The sequence below is a fragment of the Brevibacterium sp. CSND-B09 genome (assembly GCF_052906525.1).
On record NZ_JBREGI010000001.1, the window covers coordinates 1,970,072 to 1,995,302 of the forward strand.

Below are 25,231 nucleotides of genomic sequence, written 5' to 3' on the forward strand. Positions count from 1 at the left end.
CGCTGTGCGCGAGGGGGGACTTGAACCCCCACGACCTTGCGGCCACTGGCACCTGAAGCCAGCGCGTCTACCAATTCCGCCACTCGCGCGAACAAGGTAAAACTCTAGCATCGGAGGCGGCGAAACTGAAAACCGAGGAAGCCGAATCGAGGCAAACGTGTCCACCTTCACATTTTCGCCCCGCGCGGTCACTCACGCTGTGTCGCCCGCGCGGACCACGTCCATTCCGCACGGTCACTCATCGCGCATTCCACGCGGCCACTCATCTTCGCCCTTTGCAGTCATACGCCCTCGACCCTCGCAGCCCCACGTCCTCAGCCTTCCCAGCGCCCGCTCTCGCCCCACACGGCCCCACCCGCTCGCCCCGCACTCACCCCGCGCGGCCACGCACGCTCGCCCCCCGCACGGGCCCACCGGCACCGCGTGCACTGCCTCGATCTTCCCTGGACGCGCGCAGGGAATCCCGGCACAGCTTCGCCCCGCGAACACGCGTGACGTGAGTTGAGAGCCTCACCGCGTTAGGATTGGGTGTTGATGTGCCCAGAGTGCACGTGATCAGGACCACCTGGTCAGAGCACTCAAAGACGCTAGGCGAAGAGTTCGTCCGGCAACGGCAACACCTGATGAGGAGGTGCCATGGGGTTACTCGATCGCTTCGAGAAGGGGCTGGAGAACGTCGTCAACGGCGCCTTCGCCAAGGCTTTCAGATCCCAGGTCGAACCCGTCGAGCTCGCCGGAGCCCTGCGCCGTGAGGCCGACAACAAAGCCGCCGTGGTCTCCCGCGGTCGCACTCTGACGGCCAACCACTACGTCATCGAGCTCTCGCAGACCGACCACGACCGACTCTCCGGCCTCGAGTCCGAACTGCGCTCCGATCTGCGCCAGGTCGTCGGCGACCACGCCGTCGAACAGGCCTACAGCTTCGTCGGTCCCGTCTCCGTCGAGTTCGCTCTCGCCGACGACCTCGACACGGGAATGTACCGCGTCGTGTCCTCGACCCAGCGCCCCGACGGGTCCCCCGCCGCTCAGCCGGCCAACCGCGGCGGCTACGACCCGATCTCACGGGCGAATCCGATCGTCGGCGAGTCCCCGAACTCCGGTTCCCGGCCCGCGACCCCGCGCCGCACCCCCGAACCTGCCCGTTCGGCTCCGACCCCCGCCGCGACCTCGCGACCGAACCCTGCCGCCCGGCCCGCACCGGCACCGGCGCGCTCCATCGAAGCGAGCGTCACCATCGACGGTCGCACGCAGATGCTGCGTCAGGGCACGAACACCTTCGGCCGATCCTCGTCGAGTTCGGACTTCGTCATCGACGATCCCGGCGTCTCACGACGTCACTTCGAGATCGTCGTCGAGGGCGACCGTGCCGTGGCCAATGACCTCGGTTCGACGAACGGCACGCTTCTGCACGGACGCAAATTGACATCGGCGACCCTGTCCGACGGCGATGTCCTCCTCGCCGGAGAGGCCGAGGTCCACTACAACGAGCGGGATGCCCAGTGAGCGAATTCACCGTCACCGTCTTCCGGTTGGCATTCTTCGTCATCCTCTGGCTCTTCGTCCTCGGAGTCGCCGGAGTCCTCCGCCGCGACATCTTCGGCCCCCGGAAGGCCCGCGCCGGAAAGAAAGCTCGCCGAGGCGGCTCCAAGTCCGCCCCGCCGCCACCGTCACGTCAGGCTCCCGCACCTCGTCCGGCGGCCGCCCCGGTCGCCCACGCCCATCCGGGCACCATCCGCATCACCGACGGCCCCTTGGCCGGGCAGACGCTGATGCTCTCGGGAGCGCCAGTGACCTTCGGCCGAGCCCCCGACAACACGATCATCATCAATGACGACTTCGCTTCCAGCCATCATGCGCGGATCTCGGCGAAGAACGGGGCCTGGATGCTCGAAGACCTCGGGTCGACGAACGGCACCATCGTCGACGGCTCGCGCATGACCGGGCCCATCCAGTTGGCCATCGGCACCCGGATCACCATCGGACATACGACCCTGGAGACCCAATCGTGACGACCGGCGGTACCATCACTCTCCGTTCGGCAGCCCGGTCTCATACCGGGCTGGTTCGTAAGAACAACCAGGACTCCGGCTACGCGGGACCCAATTTCCTGCTCATCGCCGACGGAATGGGCGGTCACGCCGGCGGAGACGTCGCCTCGGCGATCACCGTGTCCCGCTTGGCCGAACTCGATCACGAGCCCGGAGGCGAGGACGCCCTCGAGATCCTGCGGACCTCGATCCTCGAGGCCAATGACCGCATCTGCCGCGGCGTCGGCGAGCAGCCCGAACTCGCCGGAATGGGCACCACCGTCACCGCGGTGCTGCGCGCCCCCGGCAATCGCTTCGCGCTCGCCCATATCGGCGACTCCCGCGGCTATGTGCTCCGCGACGACAGACTCCAGCCGATCACCCACGACCACACGTTCGTGCAGATGCTCGTGGATGAGGGCCGGATCACCGCTGAGGAGGCCGAGACCCACCCGCAGCGCTCGGTCGTGATGAAGGTCCTCGGCGACGTCGGGGCCTCCCCCGACCTCGACCTGTCCCTGCGTGAGGCCCAGGTCGGCGACCGTTGGATGCTGTGCTCGGACGGTCTGACCGGATTCGCCGATATCGACGACATCACCCGCGTGCTCAAAGAGGTGGCCGACCCCGACGAGGCCTGCCGTCAGCTCATCGACCTGGCCCTGGCCGGCGGCGGAGCCGACAATGTCACCGTCGTCGTCGGCGACGTTCTCGAGGGCGACGTCGAGACCACCGAAGGCGTGTCCGTCGGCTCCGTCCACCTCAACCCCCGCTACGCCGCGATCGGTGCGAACCCCGACGCCGAGGCGGCCGTGGACACCGAAGCCCATGCGACCTTCGCCGAGGACGACGTGTCCGCCGACACCGCCCCGATCCAGACCGTGGACGGCGAGGACGTCGAAGCACGGGACGGAACCACTCAGCAGCTGCAGACGAACACCGCGGCAGACGAGGAGGCCGACCTCGACGATGAGGTCGAGAAAAGGTCCTACCTCGGATGGATCATCACCGCCATCGTGATCGTCGCGCTGGCCGTCGGCGGATTCTTCGCCTTTAACTACGTCAGCCACCAGTACTATGTCGCCGACGACGACGGCAAGGTCTCCCTCTACCGCGGTCTCGACACGACGCTCGGGCCCATCGAACTCAGCCGCCTCGTCGACACCACGGACATCGAGGTCGGCAGCCTCAACAGCTACTCCCAGGACCGTCTGCGTGGATCGATTCCCGCCGGGTCACGCGATGAGGCCGATCGCATCATCGACAATCTGCGCAAGGAATCCGATCGCTCCTCCGGCATGTCCGGCGATGTCGAGGACTCGACGAGTCCGAGCGACCCGGCCCCCTCACCTCCGGATTCGAAGTCTGCCGACCCCAGTGACGCGATTACCCGGGAGTCGCAGTGATGAACCAGGCTCCCTCGCAGACCGCGCGCCCCAGAACCTACCGGTTGGCCGAGCTCGGTCTCCTGATCCTGGCTATTGCCGTCGCCACCAGTGCCTACGCCCTGGTCGGCCTCGGCGTCGAAGACACCATCCCGGCCAATGTCTACGGATATGCCGCGTGGCTGGCGGCCCTCGGCGTCATCCTCCACGTCATCGTGTGGATCAAGGCGAAATACGCCGATCCCGTGCTCGTGCCGATCGCGGTGCTGCTCAACGGCCTCGGCCTGGCCATGATCTACCGCGTCGACCTCGGCCGCAAGGAATACCTCGGTTCAGGTATGACCCAGCTGGTGTGGATGACACTCGGCGTGGGTCTGGCCATCGCCGTGATCTTCATTGTCCGCGACCACCGCTGGCTGCGCCGCTACACCTATGTCTCGGGCTTTGCCGCCCTGGCCTTCCTCCTGTTGCCGCTCATCCCCGGCCTCGGTAAGACCATCAATGGTGCGCGTATCTGGATCGGGTTCGGTTCGATGTCCTTCCAGCCCGGCGAGATCGCGAAGATCCTGCTTGCCATCTTCTTCGCGGGCTACCTCGTGAGCTACAAGGACCAGCTCGTCGCCGCCGGACCGAAGATCCTCGGCATCCGGTTCCCCCGACTCCGCGACTTCGGCCCGATCGTCATCGCCTGGGTTGCCAGCGTCGGCATCCTTGTCTTCGAACGCGACCTCGGCACCTCGCTGCTCTTCTTCGGCCTCTTCGTCGCCATGCTCTACGTGGCCACCTCGAAGGTCTCGTGGATCATCCTCGGCCTCGGCTTCTTCGCAGTCGGTGCAGTTGCAGCGAACTTCCTCTTCTCCCATGTGGGACAGCGTGTGTCCGGTTGGCTCAATGCGCTGACGCCCGAGGAGTACAACAAGGAGTTCGGCGGCTCGTATCAGCTCGTCCAGGGTCTGTTCGGCATGTCCAACGGCGGACTCATCGGCACCGGCTTCGGTGAAGGCCGACCGAATATGGTCCCCTACGCCGAATCCGACTTCATCTACGCCAGCTTCGGAGAGGAGATCGGCCTGGCCGGACTCTTCGTCATCCTGCTGTGCTACCTCTTCATCTTCCAGCGCGGAATCCGCACCGCTCAGCAGCTGCGTGACGGCTTCGGCACTCTGCTGGCCACGGGCCTGTCGTTCACGATCGCCCTGCAGGTCTTCGTCGTCGTCGGCGGCGTCACGCGCCTCATCCCGCTGACGGGTCTGACCACGCCGTTCCTCGCACAGGGCGGTTCCTCGCTCATCGCGAACTGGATGATCATCGGCCTGCTGCTGCGGATCTCGGACAATGCCAGGCGCCCCGTGGAGGAATTCCACACCGGAGTGCTCAGAATCACCGAGGATCCCGAACCAGTTCCCGCGGGTGCTCACGCCAACGACACGGCCGCCTCGGCGCGCACCGTCGACGAGGATGCCCCCACGACGAACCTGCCGCCGGCGGATTCCCGCGTGTTCGACGACGAAGCCCCGACCACGAATCTGCCACCCGCGGGCGCACGGCCCCGCGGCCAGGCACCGAACGACACCGATGCCACCGACCAACGACCCACCGGAGGTGAACGATGAAGAAGCCATTGACGCATATCGCCGTCGTCGGATTCGTCATGTTCGCGCTCCTGTTCGGGTCGACGAGCTGGGTGCAGTACGTAACTGCGGATTCGCTGAACAACAATCCGCTGAACAACCGGCGGATTCTCGACCAACTGGCTCGTGATCGCGGTCCGATCCTCGTCGACGGCACACCGATCGCCTATTCGGAACCCGTCGACGACAAGTACAAGTACCAGCGCAAATACGGTTCGGACAACCTCGATCCGCGCGCCTACGCCTCGCTGACCGGCTACTATTCCGTCGTGTCCGGCGCCTCGGGGATGGAGCGCGCCTCCGGCGATTACCTCTCCGGCGATTCCGACGCCCTGTTCTATGACAAGGTCGGCAGCTTCTTCACCGGTGAGCAGCCGCGCGGCGCCGCCGTCGAGCTGACGATCGACCCAAAGGTGCAGCAGGCTGCGTGGGACGGTCTGGGCAACCAGAACGGCGCTGCCGTGGCTCTCGACCCGAAGACCGGGAAGATCCTGGCCATGGCCTCGACCCCGGGCTGGGACCCCAATGCTCTGGCCAGCCACGACTCGACCGAAGCCAGCCAAGCCTTCAAGAACCTCGAAGCCGCCGACGGAAAGCCCGCCTACAACCGCGCTATCGGCGGCAACCTGTACCCGCCCGGCTCGACGTTCAAGGTCCTCGTCGCCGCGGCCGCCCTGGAATCCGGCGACTACGAGCCCGATTCCCAGCTCAACGGACCCGCCACGCTCGATCTGCCGCAGACGACGGCGACGATCGGCAACTCGCATCCCGGTGCCTGCCGCAACGGGGGCAAGCCGACCCTGGCCGATTCGCTGGCCGAATCCTGCAACACCTCATTCGCCTCCTTGGGAATGGATCTCGGAGAAGACGCAATCGCGAAGCAGGCCGAGAAGTTCGGCTTCGGCGAGGATCTCGAGATCCCTCTCAATGTCACCCCGTCCTCGTTCCCGTCCGACCTCAATCCGCCGCAGCTGGCTCAGTCCTCGCTCGGTCAGTACGAAGTCAGGTCGACTCCGCTGCAGATGGCGATGATGACCGCAGGAATCGCCAACGGCGGCAAGATGATGAAGCCCCAGCTCGTCGACAGGGTGCTCAATGCGAACACCCTCGAGCCGATCTCCGAGACCCGCCCGAGCCAGATGTCCCGGCCCGTGTCCGGAGATACGGCCGACAAGCTCACCGACATGATGACCGGTGTGGTCGAGAACGGCACCGCCTCGGTGGCGAAGATGGGCGACACGAAGGTCGCAGCGAAGACCGGCACCGCCCAGCACGCCAAGGGCGCGGCACCCCATGCCTGGTTCATCTCCTTCGCCCCCGCCGACGACCCTCAGGTCGCGGTCGCGGTCGTAGTCGAGAACGGTGGAAACGCGGGCAACGAAGCTTATGGTGCGACGGTCGCAGGACCGATCGCGAAGAACATGATGGAAGCGGTGGTCGAGAAATGAGACCCGTCGAAGGCACCCTGTTGGGCAACCGTTACAAACTCACCTCCCGCATCGCCGTCGGCGGCATGGGCGAGGTCTGGAAGGGTGTGGACTCCGTGCTCGGCCGCGAGGTCGCGGCGAAGATCCTCAAGGACGAGTACCTCTCCGAATCGACCTTCCTCGCCCGGTTCCGTGCCGAAGCCCAGAACATGGGCCGAGTCTCCGACCCGGGAATCGCCGGCGTCTACGACTACGGTGACGAGCAGGGTTCGCCCTACCTCGTCATGGAGTACGTGCCCGGTGAGGCTCTGTCGGCCATCATCGAGCGCAGTGCTCCCCTGTCCGAGACCGATACGCTCTCCATCGTCACGCAGGCCGCTCAGGCCCTCGGTGCCGCACACAAGGTGGGCGTCATCCACCGTGACATCAAGCCCGGCAACATCCTCATGACCCCGGACTTCCGGGTCAAGATCACGGACTTCGGCATCGCCCGAGTCACCGATCAGGCACCGCTGACGAAGACCGGGCAGGTCATGGGCACCGCCCAGTACCTCGCCCCCGAACAGGCCACCGGAAAGGGTTCGGGACCTGGTTCCGACCTCTATGCACTGGGCATCATCGCCTATGAGGCCCTGGCCGGTCAGCGTCCCTTCACCGGAGACTCGCAGGTGGCCATCGCCATCGCCCAGGTCAATCAGCAGCATCCGCCGCTGCCGGACACGGTCTCCGAACCGCTGCGCCGCTTCGTCGACTGCCTGCTGGAGAAGAAGCCCGAACGCCGTCCCTCGGACGCGTTCAAGGTCGCTAAGGCCGCCGAGGCGCTCTCGGCCGGGGACATCGCCGGGGCCGAGGAGCTCGTGCCGCAGATGCGCCACGGAGCCGCGGCGTCCGAAGCTCTGACCCAGGTCTTCAACAACCCGGAGCCGGCAGCCACGACGAAGACCCTGCCCGTCACCTCCTCGAACGATGCGACCCAGGTGTACCCGAACGGTGCCGCCGCCGGAATCGTCGGCGCTGGTGCCGCCGGTGCCGGAGCAGCTGCGGCGAATACGGGACAGATCGATCCCAACGATCCGCAGAATCAGGATCTGGAGAAGGACAAGCAGTCGAACAAGGGCCGGGTCCTCATCTGGATCCTTGCGATCATCGCCCTCATCGCGGTCGGTTCCCTGCTGTGGTTCTTCCTCGGCGGAGGCAATGCCGAACCCGAACCGGAGCCATCGACCTCGGCGCCCACCTCGGAGGCGGCGAAGACGATCGAGATCGATAAGAACGATTACATCGGACTCACGGAATCCTCGGCGACGCAGAACCTCGAGAACAAGGGACTCGAGGTCGAGACGACCGACATCAACTCGGATCGGGCGGCTGGAACCGTCGCGGACGTCGGCGAGGGCGACAACGGTTACACCTTCGAAGAGGGTGACACCGTGACCCTCTACATCTCCGCCGGTCCCGCCGAGCAGCCCGAAGAGCCGGCCTCGGACTCCGGATCCGATTCGGGGCTGGGCAATGACTCGGAGTCGAGCTCGGATTCCGGTTCCTCATCCGATTCGCAGGATCAGGGTTCGAACTCCGGTGACAACGGTTCGTCCTCCGATCAGGACTCCTCGAGCTCGTCGAGTTCGTCGTCGGACTCCGAGACCTCGAGCGAATCGGACTCCTCATCGTCGACGGACACGTCAGGCGAGTCGGATACCGCGAGCTCCGGCGATTCGGCCGACACCTCCGGCGGCTCCAACCCGAACAGCGGCAATAACGGAGCGGGCAGCAATTCCGGCTCGGCGAGCAGCTCGGAGGCCGGCGGCAACCAGAACGGAAACAACGGCAATGACTAGACAGTGATCGATACAGAGCAGCGATTACGAGAAGCGAAGAGTTTGAGATACTGAAACTCGACCCGGTTCAGGTGAGAATGAAGCCTGAAGCTCGGGTGAGACAAGCGGAGGACATACATGAGTGAACCCAAGGTGCTGTCGGGGCGTTACGAAGTTCGTGCGCTCCTCGGCCGTGGGGGCATGGCAGAAGTGCATGAGGGCGTCGACAATCGTCTCGGCCGTCGCGTGGCCATCAAACTTCTGCGCTCCGATCTCGCCCGCGATCCGTCGTTCCACACCCGCCTCAAGCGCGAGGCCCAGTCCGCGGCCGGTCTCAACCATCCCGGAATCGTCTCCGTCTACGATTCGGGTGAAGAGGAATTCGTCGAATCCGGCGGCTCCTCCGTGTCCGTTCCGTTCATCGTCATGGAATACGTCGAGGGCCAGACCCTGCGCGAAGTCCTCAACGAGCACGGCACACTCACCGTCGACGAGGCCCTCAACGTCATCGCTGGAGTCCTGGCTCCGCTCGAATACTCCCACCGCAACGGCATCGTCCACCGGGACATCAAACCCGCGAACGTCATGCTCACTCCTGAGGGCGACATCAAGGTCATGGACTTCGGCATCGCCCGGGCGCTCAAGGACAATTCGGGACTGACGCAGACCCAGTCGGTGGTGGGCACCGCCCAGTACCTCTCCCCGGAGCAGGCCCGCGGCGAAGTCGTCGACGCCCGTTCCGACCTGTACTCGACCGCCTGCCTGCTCTACGAGCTGCTGGCCGGTCGTCCCCCGTTCGTCGGCGATTCCCAGCTGGCCGTGGCGTACCAGCACGTGGGAGAGACTCCGCAGCCGCCGAGCTTCTATAACTCGAACATCCCACCGGCCGTCGACCGGCTCCTTCTCCACGCTCTGCTCAAGGACCGCGACGCCCGCTACCAGGACGCCTACACCTTCCGCGAGGACGTGCTCGCCGCCCGCGACGGCCGTCCCATGAGCTTCGAGGACGATGTCGAGGCCACGCAGGCGTATCCGATGATGGCCCCGCCCATGACCGCTCCGATGGCTCATGCCAACGAGGCCGAGCCCACTCCCGAAACCGGGCCCGTATCGGCGATCATGACCAATCAGGAGGAACGTCCGCCGCAGAAGCGCTCCCGCGCCTGGGTCTGGATCGGCAGCATCTTCGTCCTCCTCGCCCTGGCCGCCGTGGCCCTGTGGGTGTACGAGATCAACAAGCCCGAGCCGATCGTCCAGGTCGAGGTCACGGATGTGGCGAACATGGACGCCGATGAAGCCGAGGCCGCGCTCATCCAACAGGGCCTGCGCGTGGACACGGACGAGAAGTACAGCGCCGAAGTCGACGAGGGCAAGGCGATCGAGACCGACCCTCCGGGCGGTCAGAAGGTCGACAAGGACAGCGTCGTCAAGCTGATCATCTCCTCGGGCCCCGAGTCCGTGAAGATCCCCGATGTCACCGGCAAGACCGAGGAGCAGGCGCGGAAGATCATCAACGACGCGAAGCTGCAGGCCGGCACCCATATCCCCCAGAATTCCCCGGATGTGGAGAAAGGCGTCGTCATCGAGACCAAGCCCGGTGACGGTCAGGAGGTCGACGTCGATTCGAATGTCGATCTCGTCGTCTCCTCGGGCATGGTCGAGGTCCCCGACGTCACGGGTCAGACCGCCGAGGAGGCCTGCAAGACCCTCGAGGGCGATGAGTACCAGCTCACGTGCAAGACCGAAGAGGTCGAGACCGACGAACACGATGAGAAGAAGGTCTTCGAACAGTCAGCGACCGGCGGAAGCGAGGTCAAGCAGGGCTCGGAGATCACTGTGAAGGTGGCCAAGAAGCCGCCGGAGCCGTCGCCGTCGATCCCGTCGGTCCCCGGTGGAATCCCGACCGCTCCCGGCGACGACGGCGGAGACAACGGAGACGAAGGCGATAAGGACAAGAAGGACAAGGATTCGATGGGTGGAGGGCTCTTCGACAACTGGTCCGAAGGCATCATCGGCAACTGAGCTCTCAGCGCACAGCGGCCGGGTCAGTCATCGACTGATCCGGCCGCTGTCGTCTCCGGTGTATGTCTGTGGGCGTCGGTGACGCCGTTCCTCACTCCAAGGTGAGGAACAGGTCGGTGCGCATATCGGCGGGATCCGCCTCGGGGCTGGGTTCGGTGACATAGAGTTCGATGAACGGCAGTCCCGGACGGTGGCCGGCCGCCACCGCGTCTTTGAGCAGCTGCGCCCATGACTCCCCGAGGCCGTCGTATCCGCCGAGGTGGCTGCGCACGGCCATGGAGCCGCCGGGCAGCTCCGCAGGGATGACGATATGACCGCCGGCGATCGGCTGCGCATTCGTCAGCCCCGCCGAGGTGGGGATCCCGACCTGCAGATCCACCGTTTCGCTCGGCTGTCGAGTGTAGAGGGCGAAGGCCGGTCCCGCGGGTTCGAGGCCCGCCTCGGAGAGCACGGGGAAGAGACCGGAGAACGTGGCATCGAAGAGTTCCGGCAGGTCTGACATGTGCACTTCACGCGCTTCGACGACCGCCGCCGGAGTGGCAGGGACCTCGATGACGGTGAGTTCGGTGAACGGTTCGTCGCGCAGATAGGTCGGTTCTGACATCGTCGCTGTCTCCTGTTCGTCGGCAGTGCACGGCCCTTGAGGTCGTGCACGGATCCCGGCGCTGATTCGGATCATCTGAGCACCGGGACCACTGTGCTCACGATCATAACGATGGGCCGCCTCGGCGAGAACCCTGAGAACAGGGATCGGCGGGAATTCTCAGGCGATCGCGGTCGCCAGCGGCGACATGCCTGCCGCCGCCTGGGCGGCGCCTTCGAGACCGCACACCTCGAGCCAGTTGCCGAGCATGAGGTAGCCGTGTTCGGTGAGCACGGATTCGGGGTGGAACTGGACGCCGAACAGGGGCTTCTCCCGGTGTTCGATGGCCATAACGATGCCGTCGTCGGTGCGGGCGGTGACGGCGAACTTCTCGAGGTCGAGAGTCTCGTCGACGATCGCCAGCGAATGGTAGCGGGTGACGGTCAGCGGGCTCGGGCAGCCGAAGAAGATGCCTTCGCCGTCGTGGGTGATGACCGAGGTCTTGCCGTGCATGAGCACGGGAGAATGGGTGACCTCGGCGCCGAACACCTCGCCGAGTGCCTGATGGCCCAGGCAGACGCCGAACACGGGCATGCCGGCCGTCTCCGCCCAGGACAGAAGGGGCGGGCAGACTCCTGATTCTGCGGGCACGCCGGGGCCCGGGGACAGGAGCACGCCGTCGTAGGCGCTCACGGACTCCGCGATCGCGGAGGCGGGGATGTCGTCGTTGCGGACGACGTCGACATCCGCGCCGAGCTCACGCAGATAGGACACGAGCGTGTAGACGAAGCTGTCGTAGTTGTCGATGACGAGGATCTTTGTCATTGTCCGCCTTCGGTCACTGTGGCGTTGTTGAAGGGCATGTACGGGGCGATCACGGGGAAGACGTACTGCATGAGCAGCAGCACGACAGCCGCAATGAGGATGAGAGCGAGGATGAGCTTGACCACCCAGTTGCCCGGGAGGATCCGCCAGATGAATGCGTACATATCAGGCACCGCCGTTCTTGCTGACCTTGTCATAGGCCTTCGAGTCCTTGATATTGTCCGGTGCTCCGTCACTGGCCGGCGTCCAGTCCGTGAGTTCGGCGTAGGCGACGTAGCGTTCCCGGGCGGAGAACATCGGGTTGCAGGCCGTCATCGTCAGGATCCGATCCTTGCCCTTGAAATCGGGGGCGTCGGGCACGGGCGAGAGCACTTCGACGGCATCGGGGAGGATGATGTCGAAGTTGCGGAAAGTGTAGGTGTAGAAGCCGTCCTTCGTCTGGACGATGATCTCATCGCCCGGGCGCAGGTTCGCGATCTGGTTGAGCGGCTTGCCGTAGGTCACGCGGTGGCCGGCGATGGAGAAGTTCCCGACTTCGCCCGGCATCGCCGAGTTCGGGTAGCGGCCCACGCCCATCCGGTTGAGCACGGGTTCGAGGTCGACGCCCTCGGCGACGGTGCGGTAGTAGTCGTCGCCGAAGCGCGGGATGTAGAAGATGCCGAAGGCCTCGTTCTTGCCCACGGGATCGGAGACCACGGGTTCGTCCGGGTCATCGGGCAGCTCGTTCGGATCCTGGTTCGCCCAGTCCTGGGTGAGTTCGTCGGCGAGCACTTCGTTGTCGCGGTTGGCCTGGATGTCCGTCCACCACAGCTGCCAGACGACGAAGAGGATGAGGACGAGACCGGCCGTGATGCACAGTTCGCCGAAGGTGCGCACGGTCCCGCGAATCGGGCCCAGCGGTTCCTTCTCCACGGGCTGACGTCGTCGCTGGCGGCGGGTCTGAGGCCGGCCCTGAGGTTGGGGTGCGGCCTGAGGTTGGCGTGGATCCTCGCCGAGGCGGCCGTGCGCAGCATGTCCGCCCTGCTGGGGTGCGGCCGCAGATCCGTTGCCGGCCGCGCCACCGGCGTTCTGTGCCGCATTGGGAGCGTTCTGCGGGACCGCGGGCATGGCCTGGGTTGCCTGAGCGTGCGTCGAGTGGGGCTGTTCGTAGACGGGCGGGGCGTCGGAGTAGACGGCGGTCGGCTCGCCCTGGGCCGCAGCGGCTTCGGCTTCCCTGCGTCGCAGCTCGCGTCGGCTGGGCAGCGGCTGATCGCCGCCGGCACCGGAACCACCTGCAGACTGATCGGCGGAGTGACCGAGCTGCTGGTCACCGTAGTCAGATGGAGCCTGCCGTCTCTGAGCAGGACGGATAGTGGGTCGCGAGGGCGGATTCACGCCCGGCTCGTTACCCGAGGAGGAACTATTCACCACTTCTGCTCCGTGACTGTCACTGCATTGTCGGGGGCCGTCGAAGAAGACAGGCGGGGACACCCCTATGCACTTTATCCTATGAGAATCATCGTTCGGGGCGCGCTCGGGGCGCTTTCAGGGTAGTCGGAGTTTTTCGCTGTGACCCCCGCCCCGAGTAGACTGGTCTGCGATCGTCCCCAACCATTCATTCGGCGACCCCAAAGACGGTCGGCCGACAAAGGAGTACTTGTGGCCAAGTCCAAAGGACGCCCCCAGCGCACTTCTCGCACTTCGTCGGCGGCCAAGGCGAAGCAGGCCGAATCCGCAGAAACGGTCGAAGCGACCGAGATCGAGGAACTCGAGACCGAATCGCTCGACACCGATGTCGCCGAAGCTGCCGACACCGAGTCGGATGCGACGGAGTCTGCTGCGGATGACCTGAAGGACGATTCCGCGGATGAGGACGCAGAGAACTCCGAAAAAGCTTCCGCGAAGGACTCAGCGACCGCGGCCGCCGGAAAGAAGGACAAGGCGTCGACGGACGAGAAGTCGGCCACGAAGTCCGACTCGGCCAAGGACGCGAAGTCGGCCAAGGATGCGAAGTCGTCGAAGACCTCGGACTCCAAGACCTCAGGATCGAAGGCCTCTGATTCCAAATCATCGGCCTCCAAGACAACCGGCTCGAAAGGTGCGGCCGCCAAGCGCACGGCCCGGTCGGGCAATCCCGCCAAGCGCCCGCAAGGTCGCAAGACGGCGAGCTACACCTCGACTTCGGGGCAGCAGACCATCAAACCGAACCCGAGCTGGTTCCTGCCGGTCCTCATCGGCCTCCTGCTCATCGGTCTGATCTGGCTCGTCACCTTCTACATCACCCAGGGCGCTTTCCCCGTCGAAGCGTGGGGCAACTGGAACATCCTCATCGGCTTCGCCTTCTTCGTGGCGGGTCTGATCATGTCCACACGCTGGCGGTAGCCGACCCCGGCCGCAATCGCTGACGATTGTCTGGTCGATCCGCGGTGATTCTGAGCTCGGAATCATCGCGGATCGACCAGACAATCTGCATTCACCGGTCCACGCTCGCACCGGCAACGGCGCTCCGCTCGCTCCGGCAGCGGCGCCCCGGCATCAACAATCCACAAGCGCCGAGTTATACCCAAGCCGGGTGCGTCGCTTGTGGAAAACTTAATTTAAGCCTCTGACCAGGCTAAACACACAGGTGTAAGTTATCCACGTTGTGGATAGAGCTTGTGGACAAAGAATTTTCCACTGCAGAGTGCACACAAAACGGCTTTTGTCTGGTAAAAGCCTGATAGCGCCTGTGCGACTTCGCCCAGCAGACGAAAACGTCGCACTCTGCGTCTGAGTCCAGGGCCTCAGCCGAGTTCGGAATTCGAGCTCCTAGCTCAGGGCAGGGCTGAGAGGCCGGCCAGCTTCCACGCTCCGCCGGCCGCCAGGAGCACCACCAGACCGACCGCGGCCGACGTGAACACGAGCGTCCGTGAGCGCTGTGGCCCGAGCAGCCCCGCACACCCGAGCACGAACCCGGTGAGCAGACCGCCGAGGTGGGACTCCCAGGACACGCCCGCGACGAGGAATCCATAGCCGAAGTTGAGCGCCACGAACACGAGCACCCCGGCGATGTTCCGGTCGAGCCGACGGGTCGGGGCCAAGAGGACACCGACGATCGCGAACACCGCACCCGAAGCACCGATATGATGCGTCACCCAATCGACGCCGAGGGGATCGGCCAGCAGGAGCACCATGGCCGAACCACCCGCAGTGCCGATGATGTAGACGGCCAGGAACTTCCAATGCCCCAGCGCCCGCTCGACGAAGGATCCGAAGAAGAACAGTCCGATCATGTTCGCCAGCAGATGGAACGGTGAGGGCTCCTCGTGGACGAGGGCGACCGTGAGCACCCGCCACGGCTGTTCGAGCGTGAGCGCAGGCACGAAGCTCAGTCGGCGCAGCAGGTCGAGGCCGGGAATGAGCTCCGCGAGGAACGCCACGATGGTGACGATGAGGAGCGTGCGGGTGATCAGCGGCGGGGATGCAGAGAGGGCCCGGCCGGTTTCCCGTGCCGAGCCCTCCTCAGGTGTGTCCATCACACCATGGTACTCAGTGGTCCTCTACGGACAGTGACTCACTTCGCGGTGACGTCGACCTTCTCGATGACGACCGGCTCGACCGGCTTGTCCATCGCAGCGGTGCGCACACCCTCGATCTCGTCGACGACCCGCTGCGAGGCTTCATCGGCAACCTCACCGAAGATGGTGTGCTTGCCGTTGAGCCAAGGGGTCTCAGCGGTGGTGATGAAGAACTGCGAGCCGTTGGTGCCGCGTCCCATCTGCTTGCCGGCGTTGGCCATGGCCAGCAGGTACTTGCGGTCGAACTGCAGTTCGGGGTGGATCTCGTCATCGAAGGTGTAGCCGGGTCCGCCGGTGCCGGTGCCCAGCGGGCAGCCGCCCTGGATCATGAAGTTCGAGATGATGCGGTGGAAGCCGAGTCCGTCGAAGAACGGGCGCTTGGTCGGCTCGCCGGTCGAAGGATCGGTGAACTCACGCTCACCCTGGGCGAGTTCGACGAAGTTGGCCACGGTCTTCGGAGCATGATTGCCGAAGAGGTTGATGGTGATGTCACCGTGGTTGGTGTGCAGGACTGCGGTATGTGTCGAAGCTGTAGTCATGCCTTCATTCTTCCACGCCGAGACGGCGAATGCAGTTTCGCACCAGGTCCATTGCCCAACCTGTCAGGCGATCCGCAGACAATTCGATGACATCCGCTGTCCACAGGGTTGCCCCTAGGCCGTAGACTGGTCAATGATCACCTGACCACCGACATCTAAGGATTGGGAACTGTTTATGTCGAAGAAGCCCACTCGAGATCAGCTCACTTCGAAGCTCGATTCCGCGAAGCAGACGTCGCTCCGAGTCCTGGCAGATGCCAGCGAGAACGCCGCCCCTAAGCTGCGTGAGGCCGCAGACAAGGCTCGCCCCCAGGTCGAGGCGCTGGCCGGCAAGGCCGAAGAGTTCGCTGAGAAGGCGCGTCCGCAGGTCGAAGCTCTCGCCGACAAGGCCAATGATCGGGTCCACGACTGGGCCGACAAGCTCGAGTCCTACCGACCCGAAGCCACCGAACGCGCCGGCAAGTTCGCATCGAACGCCGCGACTTCGCTGTCCGCTGCCGAGACCCCGAAGCTCATCGATGACCTGGCTGTCCGCCTCACCGGCGACAAGAAGGCCATGAAGAAGGCCCGCAAGGCTCTCGCCAACGCCGGAAAGCGCATCGAGAAGGACACCGCCCGCAAGTCCGGTGGCGGAAAGGCCGCACTTGTGTGGACCCTCGTCATCGGTTCGGCCGCCGGAATCGGCTACTACGTGTGGAAGAAGGCCCAGCCGGTCGAGGATCCCTGGTCGACCCCGCTGCCGAACAACCGTCCCGCCGATGCCCGTCCGGTCGGTTCGACCCCGGCTTCGCGCCAGGCAGCGGCCACCGAGGTCTCGCAGACCGCTGTGCCCTCGACCAAGGCTGAGGCCGCGGACGAGGTCCCCGCACCGAAGCCGGCCGTCAAGCCTGCCGAAGGCTCCGACGCCAAGCACTGAGTCACTGACGACTGATCAGTGACGCTGTTCAGTCACCAGGCGAATCCACGGATTCGCATGACCGTCACCGAGGCGGCCCACCGTTTTACGGTGGGCCGCCTCGGTGTTTCTGTGAGCGCCGACTCCTTATTGCTACCTGACGGCGGCCCAGCAACCTGGCGCGAGGTTGCTGGGCCGCCGTCAGGTAGTAATTAGGGAGGGCGAGCCTATTCGGGGTCGAGGACCTCGCGCCCACCGCGGGGGAAGCCTCCGGCACGGCGGGCGGCCACGAGACCGGTGATCGTGAATGCGAGGGTTGCGGTGAGGATGAGCAGCAGCGGTGCCGTCCACCCACCGGTCGCGGTGTTGAGCCAACCGGCGAACGGCGGAGCCAAGGTCGCTGCGAGGTAGCCGCCGAACTGCACGCGCGCCGATGCTGACGCGGTCTGGGCGTCGCTGCCGGCGGTGCGGGCGATGATCGAGAAGATCGCGGTGAACCCGCCGCCCTGGGCGATGCCGCCGGTAGTCGCCCACAGCCAGTACGCACCGGGTGCTGCCAGCAGACCCACGGGCAGCGACAGCCAGAGGACTGCGACGATCGCCACGGGCACCCACGGTTTCGTCTTCACTGCCAGCAGCGGCACTCCGAAGGCGCCGAGGATCGCCGCGATCTGGAACAGGGATGCCGTGCCTCCGGCGGCGGTGGGGGCGAGCCCGATCGTGTCGCCGAGGTAGCTCGGCAGCCAGGTCGTCGTCACGTAGTAGGCGGTCGACTGCCCGGAGAACGTGATGATGAGCAGGGCGATGATCATTCGGAAGGAGGCGGGAGCCTCGGCCCACGACTGCTTCGCGGCGGGGGCGGCCGCCTCGGCGAGGGAAGGGTCAGTCGAATCGACGGCCTCCGCGGCACCGCGGGCGGCCTCCCCCTCGCGGCGCACGCGCACGCGGATGAGCACCATCCAGAAACCGAGCCCAGCGAGGGCGAGAACGCCCCATGCGGCCAGCGCCCAGCGCCAGCCGAAGGCCGCGGCCAGCGGGCCGGTGCCGATGAGGGTGGCCATCGACCCGACGTTCATCATCGCCGAGTACAGGCCGGTGACCATCGACACCTGTTCCCACGGGACCTCGCGGCGGATGATGACGGGCACGACGATATTGCCCAGGGTGATCGCGAGGCCGATGATTCCGGTGCCCACGAGCACGAGCCAGGACGGACCGACCGACCGCAGCACGGTGCCCAGCAGGACACCGGACAGACAGGCGAGAACCGTCGTTTCGGCCCCGAGGCGGGTGATGAACTTCCCCGCCACCGGCGTGGCCAGCGCAAACAGCAGAACCGGCAGACCGGTGAGGAGACCGAGTCCGGCCGCGCTGAATCCCGTGCCTTCCTGGATGTCGGGCAGGATCGCCGTCGGCGCGATGATCGGGGTGCGCAGGTTGAGGGCGAGGATGACGATGCCCAGAACGATCCAGGGCAGCATCCTCTTCGCGGAGGGCAGGTGAGGTGAACTCACATCCGCTCGGGAACGCGGATGCCGAGCACCCCGAGACCGGCCTGGAGGACCTCGAGCACGATCGCCGAGAGCCGCAGACGGGAGTCGCGCAGCTCTTCGGTCTCGGCGATGAGCACCGGGCACTGCTCGTAGAACGAGGTGAATGCCTGGGCGAGATCGAACAGGTAGGTGCACAGGCGGTGGGGCGTCGACCCGGCGGCCACCTCGGTGACCACATCGGCGAAGCCGAGGATCGACAGGGCCAGCTCACGTTCGGCCGTCTCGCCGAGGCTGATCGCAGCGTTCGCGACCTGGGAGGCATCGACGCCTTCGGCCTCGGCTTTGCGGCCGATCGAACGGATGCGGGCACCGGCGTACTGGAGGTACGGGGCGGTGTTGCCGATGGGGGCGAGCATCCGGTCGAGGTCGAAGGTGTACGAGGTGTCGTGGGCGACGGAGAGGTCGGCGTACTTGACCGCGCCGATGCCGACGATGCGCGCAACCTCGTCGGCCTCCTCGGGGCCGAAGTCCACGTGTGATTCTGCCAGAGTCGTCTTCGCCCGGGTCACGGCCTCTTCGAGGAGTTCGGCCAGGCGCAGCGGGGCCCCTGAGCGGGTGCGCAGGATCTTGCCGTCGGATCCGAGCACATTGCCGATCTTCACGTGTTCGGGGCTGAAGGTCTCCGGCAGCCAGCCGGCCGCGCGGGCGACGGTGAAGACCATTTCGAAGTGCATGGCCTGCGGGGTGCCGACGACGTAGAGGGCCCGGTTCACACCGAGGTTGATCGCCCGGTTGCGGACGGCCGCGAGGTCGGTCGTGGCGTAGCCGTAGCCGCCGTCGGACTTGCGGATGATGAGCGGCAGGGGTTCGCCCTCACGGCCGGTGAAGCCTTCGGGGAACACGCACAGCGCTCCATCGGAGATCGTGGCCAGGCCCTTGGCCTCGAGCTCGTCGCAGACCTCGGCGAGCATGTCGTTGTAGGTGGACTCTCCGGCGAGGTCGTCATCGGTGAGGGTGACGTCGAGGAGGGAGTAGATGCGGTTGAAGTACTCGCGGGAGTAGCCGACGAGCGTCGTCCACAGTCCCAGGGTCTCTTCGTCGCCGCCCTGGAGTTTGACGACGCGGGACCGGGAACGGGTGGCGAAGGCTTCATCGGAGTCGAACTTCGCCCGGGCCGCCTGGTAGAAGGCGTTCGGGTTCTCGGACACTTCGGAGGCTTCGTCGGAGTCGACTCCCACGTCGAGGAGGTGCTCGATGAGCATGCCGAAGGGGGTGCCCCAGTCGCCGATGTGGTTCTGGCGGATGACCGTGTTGCCGAGGAATTCGTGGGTGCGGGCCAGGGCGTCGCCGACGACGGTGGTGCGCAGGTGCCCGACGTGCATCTCCTTGGCCACATTCGGGGCCGAGTAGTCGATGGCGATCTTCTGCGGGGCATCGTTTGCCGGTGCCGCTGCGGCGCCTCCCGCTTCGAGGGTGGAGGCGAGGAAATCCGGGGTGAAGGTGAGGTTGATGAATCCGGGTCCGGAGATCTCCGGTGCCTCGCACACGCTCTCGAGGTCGAGGTTCTCGACGATCTGTGCGGCGATATCGCGCGGCTTCGACTTCAGCTCCTTGGCCAGCGGCAGGGCCACATTGGCCTGGAAATCTGCGAACTGGCTGCTGCGGATGACGGGGTCACGTCCGGCGAAGTCCTCACCGAAGGCCTGGGTGAGGGCGGCGGCGAAACGGTCCGTGAGCACAGAAGTCAGAGATGGCATGTGCCCATTCTATTGCCGGGTGCAAGTTGCCTGGGCATCGGTTCCGGCCCGCGGTCGCCGCACTGTCGAGCTTGTAATGTGGGTCACGTGAGTTATCTTCGCTATCCCCATATCCAGTCCGATCTCATCACCTTCACCGCCGACGACGATGTCTGGCTCGTTCCCTCCGCCGGCGGCCGCGCCTGGCGGCTGACCTCCGATCATGCGCCGGTCCGGTCACCGAGGATCTCGCCCGATGCCGCGCACGTCGCGTTCGTATCCTTCCGCACCGGCCAGGCGGAGCTCATGGTCGCCGAGGTGGCCACCGGGTCACTGCGTCGGCTCACCTGGTTGGGGTCGAGCGCGATGACGATGCTCGGGTGGGCCGATGCCGCCCATGTCCTCGTCGGCGCGAATGCCGGGGAGTTCGAGGTCCGCAACCATGTCGTGAAGTCCGTGAGCCTCGACGGCGAGGTCGATCGGCTGTCGTTCGGTCGTGCCTCGGGTCTGGCCCGGCACCACACGGGAGTGACCGCTCTGTCGACGCCGTTCTCCCGTCCGCCCGCGCACTGGAAGCGCTACCGGGGTGGGACTGCGCCGAGGCTGTGGCTCGATCGAGTCGGCAGTACGAACGCTGCCGGCATCGGAGATGGATCCGGGGCCCGGTGGCAGCGGCTGCTGCGCGAGGACGAGGCCTCTCTGACCGACCCGCTGTGGGTCGGCGATTCGCTCGTGTTCACCTCGGACCGGGCCGCGACCTTCCCTCACCATGCCGATGAACAGGCGAACCTGTGGATCATCGACGGGCTGGCCACCTCGGCGAGTTCGGGTGATGACTCGGTCGAACCACGGCAGCTCACGCACCAGTCCGAGGCCGAGGGCTATGTCCGAGACGCCACGACCGACGGCACCCGCATCGTCTGGCACTCCCGTGGGGAGATCAGGATCCTCGACAGCCTCGACGCCGAAGTCCGCACTCTCGCGGTGACTCTGCCGGGGACTCAGGTGCAGCCGCTCAGCCTCGATCCGAAGACCGGGCTCAACCACATCAGCCCCGACAGAGAAGGCAATGCCTCGGTGGTGGAATGGCGGGGCAAGACCTTCTGGCTCGCCCACCGCGAAGGCCCGGCCCGGGCGCTGTGCGCGGATTCGTCGATCCGCACCCGCGAACCCCTCGTCCTCGGTGACACCGGGTTTGCCGCGTACATCACCGACGTCGAAGGGGAGGACGCGATCGAGGTCGCGTCCGTGACCGGGGACAAGCCGCCTCGGCGAATCGGGGCCGGAGCCCTGGGACGGGTCCTGCACCTGAAGGCGGATCCGGCGGGGAAGATGCTCGCCACAATCTCCCACGACGGGTCGATCCGGACCGTCGAGGTGGGCAATGGTCGGACGCGTCTGATCGGGCATTCGGGACACGGCGAGGCGCGCGATCCGCGGTTCTCACCCGATGGGAAGTACCTCGTGTGGTCGCAGCCGACGCAGGGTGAGGAGCTGCTCGCACAGCTGATGATCGCCGAGGTGAAGTCGGATCGCGAGGCCCAGCCGCTGACGACGGGCAAGTTCAATGACTTCTCGCCGACGTTCACCCGGGACGGGAAGTTCGTCGCTTTCCTCTCCGATCGCACCTTCGATCCCTCGTACAACCAGCATTCCTTCGATCTGTCGTTCAACGGCGTCACCCGACCGTGGCTGCTGCCCTTGGCCGCCGATGAACCTGCGCCCTTCGGACCGAGCGCCGGCGGATGGGCGATCAGCGAGGTCACCGAGGAGGCGAAGTCCGAGCGCGGTCGCGGGGACAAACCCGCCGCCACCGTCGAGGTCGAGCTCGAGGGAGCCGAGGAGCGCATCGTGCCGTTCCCGGTCGCCTCGGGGGTCTTCCGGGATCTCGAATCCGCCGAGGGAGGTCTCGTCTGGCTGCGCACCGGCGACGTCGAAGCCGGTGAACTCGGCACCGGACGGGCCGGAGACGCCGGTGAGAAACCCGCCGAGGTGGTCCAGTACTTCGACTTCGCCAAGCGGAAGGTCAGCACCGTCGTCGACAAGGCCGACGAGTATGAGATCTCCGGAGACGGCAAGCTGCTCGTCGTGCGCAGCGACGACGCGATCAGCGTGGTCCCGGCGAACCGGAAGGTCGAGACCGACGATGATGACAACGTCTCCGTCGATCTCTCGCGTCTGCGATTCGAGCTCGACCGTCGGGCCGAATGGCTGCAGATGTTCGAGGAGAACTCCCGGATCATGCGCGACCACTATTGGCGCGAGGACATGAACGGGGTCGATTGGGAGTCGGTGACTCTGCGCTGGCGTGCTGTGGCCGCCAAGGCGCTGACTCATGACGACCTCGTCGACGTGCTGTGGGAGACCGTGGGCGAGCTCAACACCTCGCATGCTTATGTCACGCCGTCTGGGCTCGGCGATGGGTCGAAGAAGCTCGGATTCCTCGGTGCGGATCTTGAGCGGAGCGCTGAGGGTTGGACGATCTCTCGCATCCTTCCCGGTGAGAGCAGTGAACCGGGGGCTAGGTCGCCGCTGCGCCAGGCCGGAGTCGGAGCGCAGCCCGGCGATGTCATCGTTGCTGTCAATGGTCAGCCCGTCGACGAGGCGGCCGGTCCCGCCGCTCATCTGCAGGGGGCCGCGGACACAATCGTCGAGCTGACTCTGCGCCGCGGTCGCAAGGACCGCGCGGTCGCCGTGATTCCACTGCCCACCGAGGAGAAGCTGCGCTATCAGGATTGGGTGCGCTCCCGCCGGGAGTATGTGGCCGAGAAGTCATCCGGCCGCATCGGCTATGTGCATGTCCCGGACATGACCTCCTACGGGTGGGCGCAGATGCACCGGGATCTGCGGCAGGCCATGGGCTGCGAGGGCGTCATCGCCGATGTGCGGTTCAACCGAGGCGGGCACACGAGTGCTCTGGTGGCCGAACGCTTCGCCGATCAGGTGGTTGCCTGGGGTGCGGCTCGCAGCTATGACCAGATGGACCGGGACCCCGAGGATGCTCCGCGCGGCCCGGTGGTGTTCGTGGCCAACGAGTTCTCCGGCTCCGACGGCGACATCATCAACGCGCGCGTGCAGGCCAAGGGCATCGGCCCGGTGATCGGCGTGCGCACGTGGGGCGGAGTCGTCGGCATCGACGGTCGCTACGATCTCGTCGATGGCACCGGAGTGACGCAGCCGCGCTATGCCTTCTGGATCGAGGGCAAGGGCTGGAGTGTGGAGAACTACGGCGTCGACCCCGATATCGAGGTCGAGCACGATCCCGGTCAGCTCTTCGCCGCCGACGATCCGCAGCTCGACCGCGCCATCGCCGAGGTGTTCGCCGGGCTGGAAGCCCGTCCCGCCGCCCAGGCTCCGGAGTTCCCACCCCCGCGCGTGCAGCCGCTGAAGAAGGACGGCGCCGGGGTCCCCGAAGCCCCCGCCGAGGACTGACCTCCCGCCCCGCCGAGTGGCCACGAGCGCACGCGAAGCGACGTGAGGAGCCGCCCGGCCGGGCCACCTCGTGGGGAGTCATCGGGTTCTGATCCAGTCATCGGGAGAAAACTCGATGACTGGATCAGAACCCGATGACGAACCGAACGAAACTCGATGCATGCCAGTGCCCTACCGCTCGGTCGGGACGAGGGCCCACATGCCGAAGGCGAGCAGCACGAAGCCCGAGATCACGCCGCTGATGACCGGAATGAACGCCGGAGCCGCGGCGAAGAATGCGATGAATCCGCCGATACCGCAGAGAGTGACCACGGTGGCGAGCACATGGAAGCGGTCGAGCCCGAATACGCGGCCGAGCGCATAGAAATGAGTGCCGACGACCACTGCCACCCACGCCACTCCGAGCTCCGGATGGCCGAGGCTCGTGAGCAGTCGGGCTCCGGCGAACAGGAGAACCGCCTCGATGAGCACGATGATCCAGTAGGCGCGACCGAACGGCGGTTCCCGACGACCACGGGTACCCGATTCGCCGAGGCGGCCGCCTCCACCACGGTTCCGCAGCAGTCCGCGAACCGCGAGGACCGCGATGCCGGCGAAGACGATGACGCCGACCGCGATGACAAGCGTGCGCCCCAGGGTCGAGAACTGGCCGGTGTTGATGATGACGAACAGCAGCCCGAAGCCGGCGCCGATGAGCGCCCCGATCTCCGCACCGGCAGCTGTCTGCCTGCCCCTCGGTGACGTCGAGCCGTTCGGCCCAGGTTCTACAGCGGTCATCGTCGTCCGTCTCTCGTCGTCATCGTCAGCCACGCCCGACCCATTGCCGGGGTTCGGATCGGCCGGCACCCGAGCAGTGCATTCTGTCGGCACCCTTGCCGGCAACATTCTTCCACCAGTGCACCGTCGTTCCGATGCGGACGGAGGAAACTCGGCGAACTCACAAGAATCTTCCGGCACCGCAACTCTTGACCTTGTTCGTGAACTGATGTTCACTAGGTGTGAACATAGATTCATTTTTCGTTCGAGGAGGCAACGATGCCAACATCCACCAACCCGACTCAGCAGACCGCAGCCACGGATTTCGACGACATCCTCTACGAAGTGGAAGAGACCTTCGCGGTCATCACGATCAACCGGCCCGATTCCTTCAATTCGTTCCGGTCGCAGACCGTCGACGAACTCATCGAAGCCTTCACTCTCGCCTGGGGCGACAACCGCGTCCGCTCGATCATCCTCACCGGTTCCGGGCAGAAGTCCTTCTGCGCCGGCGGCGACGTCAAACAGAAGGCGCAGACCGGCGACTACGGCCCCAGCCGCTACGGCATGTTCCGCATCTCCGAACTCCACAAGGTCATCCGCTCGGTGCCGAAACCGGTGATCTCCGCGGTCAACGGTGTCGCCATCGGCGGCGGAAACGTGCTCTCCACCCTCTGCGACATCACGATTGCGGCCGCACACGCGCGCTTCGGCCAGGCCGGTCCCAAGGTCGGATCCTTCGACGCCGGCTACGGCTCGGCTTTCCTCGCCCGTGTCATCGGCGAGAAGCGCGCCCGTGAGATGTGGTACTTCTGCGAACTCATCGACGCACAGAAGGCCGAATCCTGGGGTCTGGCCAACGAGGTCGTCGACGCCGAAGAGCTCATGCCCCGCGCCAAGGAACGTGCCCGAGCCCTCGGTCTCAAGGCTCCGACGGCGCTGCGCTTCCTCAAGCAGTCGTTCAACGCCGATTCCGAGATGCAGACCGGCTTCACGAACCTCGCCATGAGCGCCCTCGACCTCTACGCGCACTCGCCCGAATCACACGAAGGAGCGGCCGCCTTCGCGGAAAAGCGTGATCCGGACTTCAGTCGCTTCGACGGCGCGTACTGACCCCCGGCGCCCCGCCG

Annotated in this window: 20 protein-coding genes and 1 tRNA gene; 11 read left to right on the top strand and 10 right to left on the bottom strand. The window is 65.8% G+C overall.

Annotated elements, in window-relative coordinates:
* Positions 1 to 5: 5 nt before the first annotated feature.
* Positions 6 to 89 (bottom strand) — tRNA-Leu (locus ACU4IU_RS08900).
* Between the two features lie 547 nt (positions 90 to 636).
* Between ACU4IU_RS08900 and ACU4IU_RS08905 the strand changes: the two genes are divergently transcribed.
* From ACU4IU_RS08905 to pknB, 7 genes are all read left to right on the top strand, one after another.
* A complete protein-coding gene (locus ACU4IU_RS08905; RefSeq protein ID WP_446656485.1) occupies positions 637 to 1,503 on the top strand; it encodes a DUF3662 and FHA domain-containing protein in 867 nt (288 codons plus the stop codon).
* Positions 1,500 to 2,009: an FHA domain-containing protein FhaB/FipA gene (locus tag ACU4IU_RS08910; protein ID WP_446656486.1), complete on the top strand. Its 510-nt coding sequence runs from the start codon at positions 1,500 to 1,502 to the stop codon at positions 2,007 to 2,009. The genes ACU4IU_RS08905 and ACU4IU_RS08910 overlap by 4 nt, the downstream gene beginning before the upstream one ends.
* A complete protein-coding gene (locus ACU4IU_RS08915; RefSeq protein WP_446656487.1) occupies positions 2,006 to 3,430 on the top strand; it encodes a protein phosphatase 2C domain-containing protein in 1,425 nt (474 codons plus the stop codon). Before ACU4IU_RS08910 ends, ACU4IU_RS08915 begins: the two co-directional genes overlap by 4 nt.
* Positions 3,430 to 5,022, top strand: a complete 1,593-nt coding sequence (locus tag ACU4IU_RS08920; RefSeq protein ID WP_446656488.1) for an FtsW/RodA/SpoVE family cell cycle protein — start codon at positions 3,430 to 3,432, stop codon at positions 5,020 to 5,022. Before ACU4IU_RS08915 ends, ACU4IU_RS08920 begins: the two co-directional genes overlap by 1 nt.
* Entirely contained in the window at positions 5,019 to 6,488 is a 1,470-nt protein-coding gene (locus tag ACU4IU_RS08925; RefSeq protein WP_139909578.1) for a peptidoglycan D,D-transpeptidase FtsI family protein, read from the top strand. Before ACU4IU_RS08920 ends, ACU4IU_RS08925 begins: the two co-directional genes overlap by 4 nt.
* Positions 6,485 to 8,305 (top strand): protein kinase domain-containing protein, encoded by a 1,821-nt coding sequence (locus ACU4IU_RS08930; protein WP_172173085.1) that lies wholly within the window; start codon positions 6,485 to 6,487, stop codon positions 8,303 to 8,305. The genes ACU4IU_RS08925 and ACU4IU_RS08930 overlap by 4 nt, the downstream gene beginning before the upstream one ends.
* Before the next feature lie 117 nt (positions 8,306 to 8,422).
* Positions 8,423 to 10,306, top strand: coding sequence for a Stk1 family PASTA domain-containing Ser/Thr kinase (gene pknB, locus ACU4IU_RS08935; RefSeq protein WP_446656489.1), 1,884 nt, complete (start codon positions 8,423 to 8,425; stop codon positions 10,304 to 10,306).
* 91 nt (positions 10,307 to 10,397) lie between these two features.
* On the opposite strand, the gene ACU4IU_RS08940 is transcribed toward pknB, so the two are convergent.
* The 4 genes from ACU4IU_RS08940 to ACU4IU_RS08955 form a co-directional block, all read right to left on the bottom strand.
* Entirely contained in the window at positions 10,398 to 10,910 is a 513-nt protein-coding gene (locus ACU4IU_RS08940) for a GyrI-like domain-containing protein (RefSeq protein WP_139467643.1), read from the bottom strand.
* Between the two features lie 159 nt (positions 10,911 to 11,069).
* The gene (locus ACU4IU_RS08945) at positions 11,070 to 11,714 is read right to left on the bottom strand and encodes an anthranilate synthase component II (protein ID WP_446656490.1); all 645 of its coding nucleotides are present in this window, start codon (positions 11,712 to 11,714) and stop codon (positions 11,070 to 11,072) included.
* Positions 11,711 to 11,878 (bottom strand): hypothetical protein, encoded by a 168-nt coding sequence (locus ACU4IU_RS08950; RefSeq protein WP_167443994.1) that lies wholly within the window; start codon positions 11,876 to 11,878, stop codon positions 11,711 to 11,713. The genes ACU4IU_RS08945 and ACU4IU_RS08950 overlap by 4 nt, the downstream gene beginning before the upstream one ends.
* A gap of 1 nt (position 11,879) precedes the next feature.
* Complete coding sequence (locus tag ACU4IU_RS08955) at positions 11,880 to 13,088, bottom strand: class E sortase (RefSeq protein WP_446656491.1); 1,209 nt, start codon at positions 13,086 to 13,088, stop codon at positions 11,880 to 11,882.
* Between the two features lie 264 nt (positions 13,089 to 13,352).
* On the opposite strand from ACU4IU_RS08955, the gene ACU4IU_RS08960 reads away from it, so the two are divergent.
* Entirely contained in the window at positions 13,353 to 14,075 is a 723-nt protein-coding gene (locus ACU4IU_RS08960; protein WP_259358048.1) for a cell division protein CrgA, read from the top strand.
* A 431-nt stretch (positions 14,076 to 14,506) separates the two neighbouring features.
* Here ACU4IU_RS08960 and ACU4IU_RS08965 read toward each other — a convergent pair whose 3' ends face one another.
* Both ACU4IU_RS08965 and ACU4IU_RS08970 read right to left on the bottom strand, forming a co-directional pair.
* Positions 14,507 to 15,208 (bottom strand): rhomboid family intramembrane serine protease, encoded by a 702-nt coding sequence (locus tag ACU4IU_RS08965; protein WP_446656492.1) that lies wholly within the window; start codon positions 15,206 to 15,208, stop codon positions 14,507 to 14,509.
* Between the two features lie 38 nt (positions 15,209 to 15,246).
* Entirely contained in the window at positions 15,247 to 15,789 is a 543-nt protein-coding gene (locus ACU4IU_RS08970; RefSeq protein ID WP_139467639.1) for a peptidylprolyl isomerase, read from the bottom strand.
* Positions 15,790 to 15,964: 175 nt separating this feature from the next.
* On the opposite strand from ACU4IU_RS08970, the gene ACU4IU_RS08975 reads away from it, so the two are divergent.
* The gene (locus ACU4IU_RS08975; RefSeq protein WP_229664020.1) at positions 15,965 to 16,705 is read left to right on the top strand and encodes a hypothetical protein; all 741 of its coding nucleotides are present in this window, start codon (positions 15,965 to 15,967) and stop codon (positions 16,703 to 16,705) included.
* A 206-nt stretch (positions 16,706 to 16,911) separates the two neighbouring features.
* Here ACU4IU_RS08975 and ACU4IU_RS08980 read toward each other — a convergent pair whose 3' ends face one another.
* Positions 16,912 to 18,198 (bottom strand): MFS transporter, encoded by a 1,287-nt coding sequence (locus tag ACU4IU_RS08980; protein WP_446656493.1) that lies wholly within the window; start codon positions 18,196 to 18,198, stop codon positions 16,912 to 16,914.
* On the bottom strand, positions 18,195 to 19,934 hold the full coding sequence (gene argS / locus ACU4IU_RS08985) for an arginine--tRNA ligase (RefSeq protein ID WP_446656494.1): 1,740 nt from the start codon (positions 19,932 to 19,934) through the stop codon (positions 18,195 to 18,197). Before argS ends, ACU4IU_RS08980 begins: the two co-directional genes overlap by 4 nt.
* A gap of 87 nt (positions 19,935 to 20,021) precedes the next feature.
* Here argS and ACU4IU_RS08990 point away from each other — a divergent pair, with 87 nt between their 5' ends.
* Positions 20,022 to 23,345: a S41 family peptidase gene (locus ACU4IU_RS08990; RefSeq protein WP_446656495.1), complete on the top strand. Its 3,324-nt coding sequence runs from the start codon at positions 20,022 to 20,024 to the stop codon at positions 23,343 to 23,345.
* A 171-nt stretch (positions 23,346 to 23,516) separates the two neighbouring features.
* Here ACU4IU_RS08990 and ACU4IU_RS08995 read toward each other — a convergent pair whose 3' ends face one another.
* The gene (locus ACU4IU_RS08995) at positions 23,517 to 24,155 is read right to left on the bottom strand and encodes a hypothetical protein (protein ID WP_446656496.1); all 639 of its coding nucleotides are present in this window, start codon (positions 24,153 to 24,155) and stop codon (positions 23,517 to 23,519) included.
* Between the two features lie 225 nt (positions 24,156 to 24,380).
* Between ACU4IU_RS08995 and ACU4IU_RS09000 the strand changes: the two genes are divergently transcribed.
* On the top strand, positions 24,381 to 25,214 hold the full coding sequence (locus ACU4IU_RS09000; protein ID WP_139909571.1) for an enoyl-CoA hydratase-related protein: 834 nt from the start codon (positions 24,381 to 24,383) through the stop codon (positions 25,212 to 25,214).
* The last annotated feature ends 17 nt before the right edge of the window (positions 25,215 to 25,231 follow it).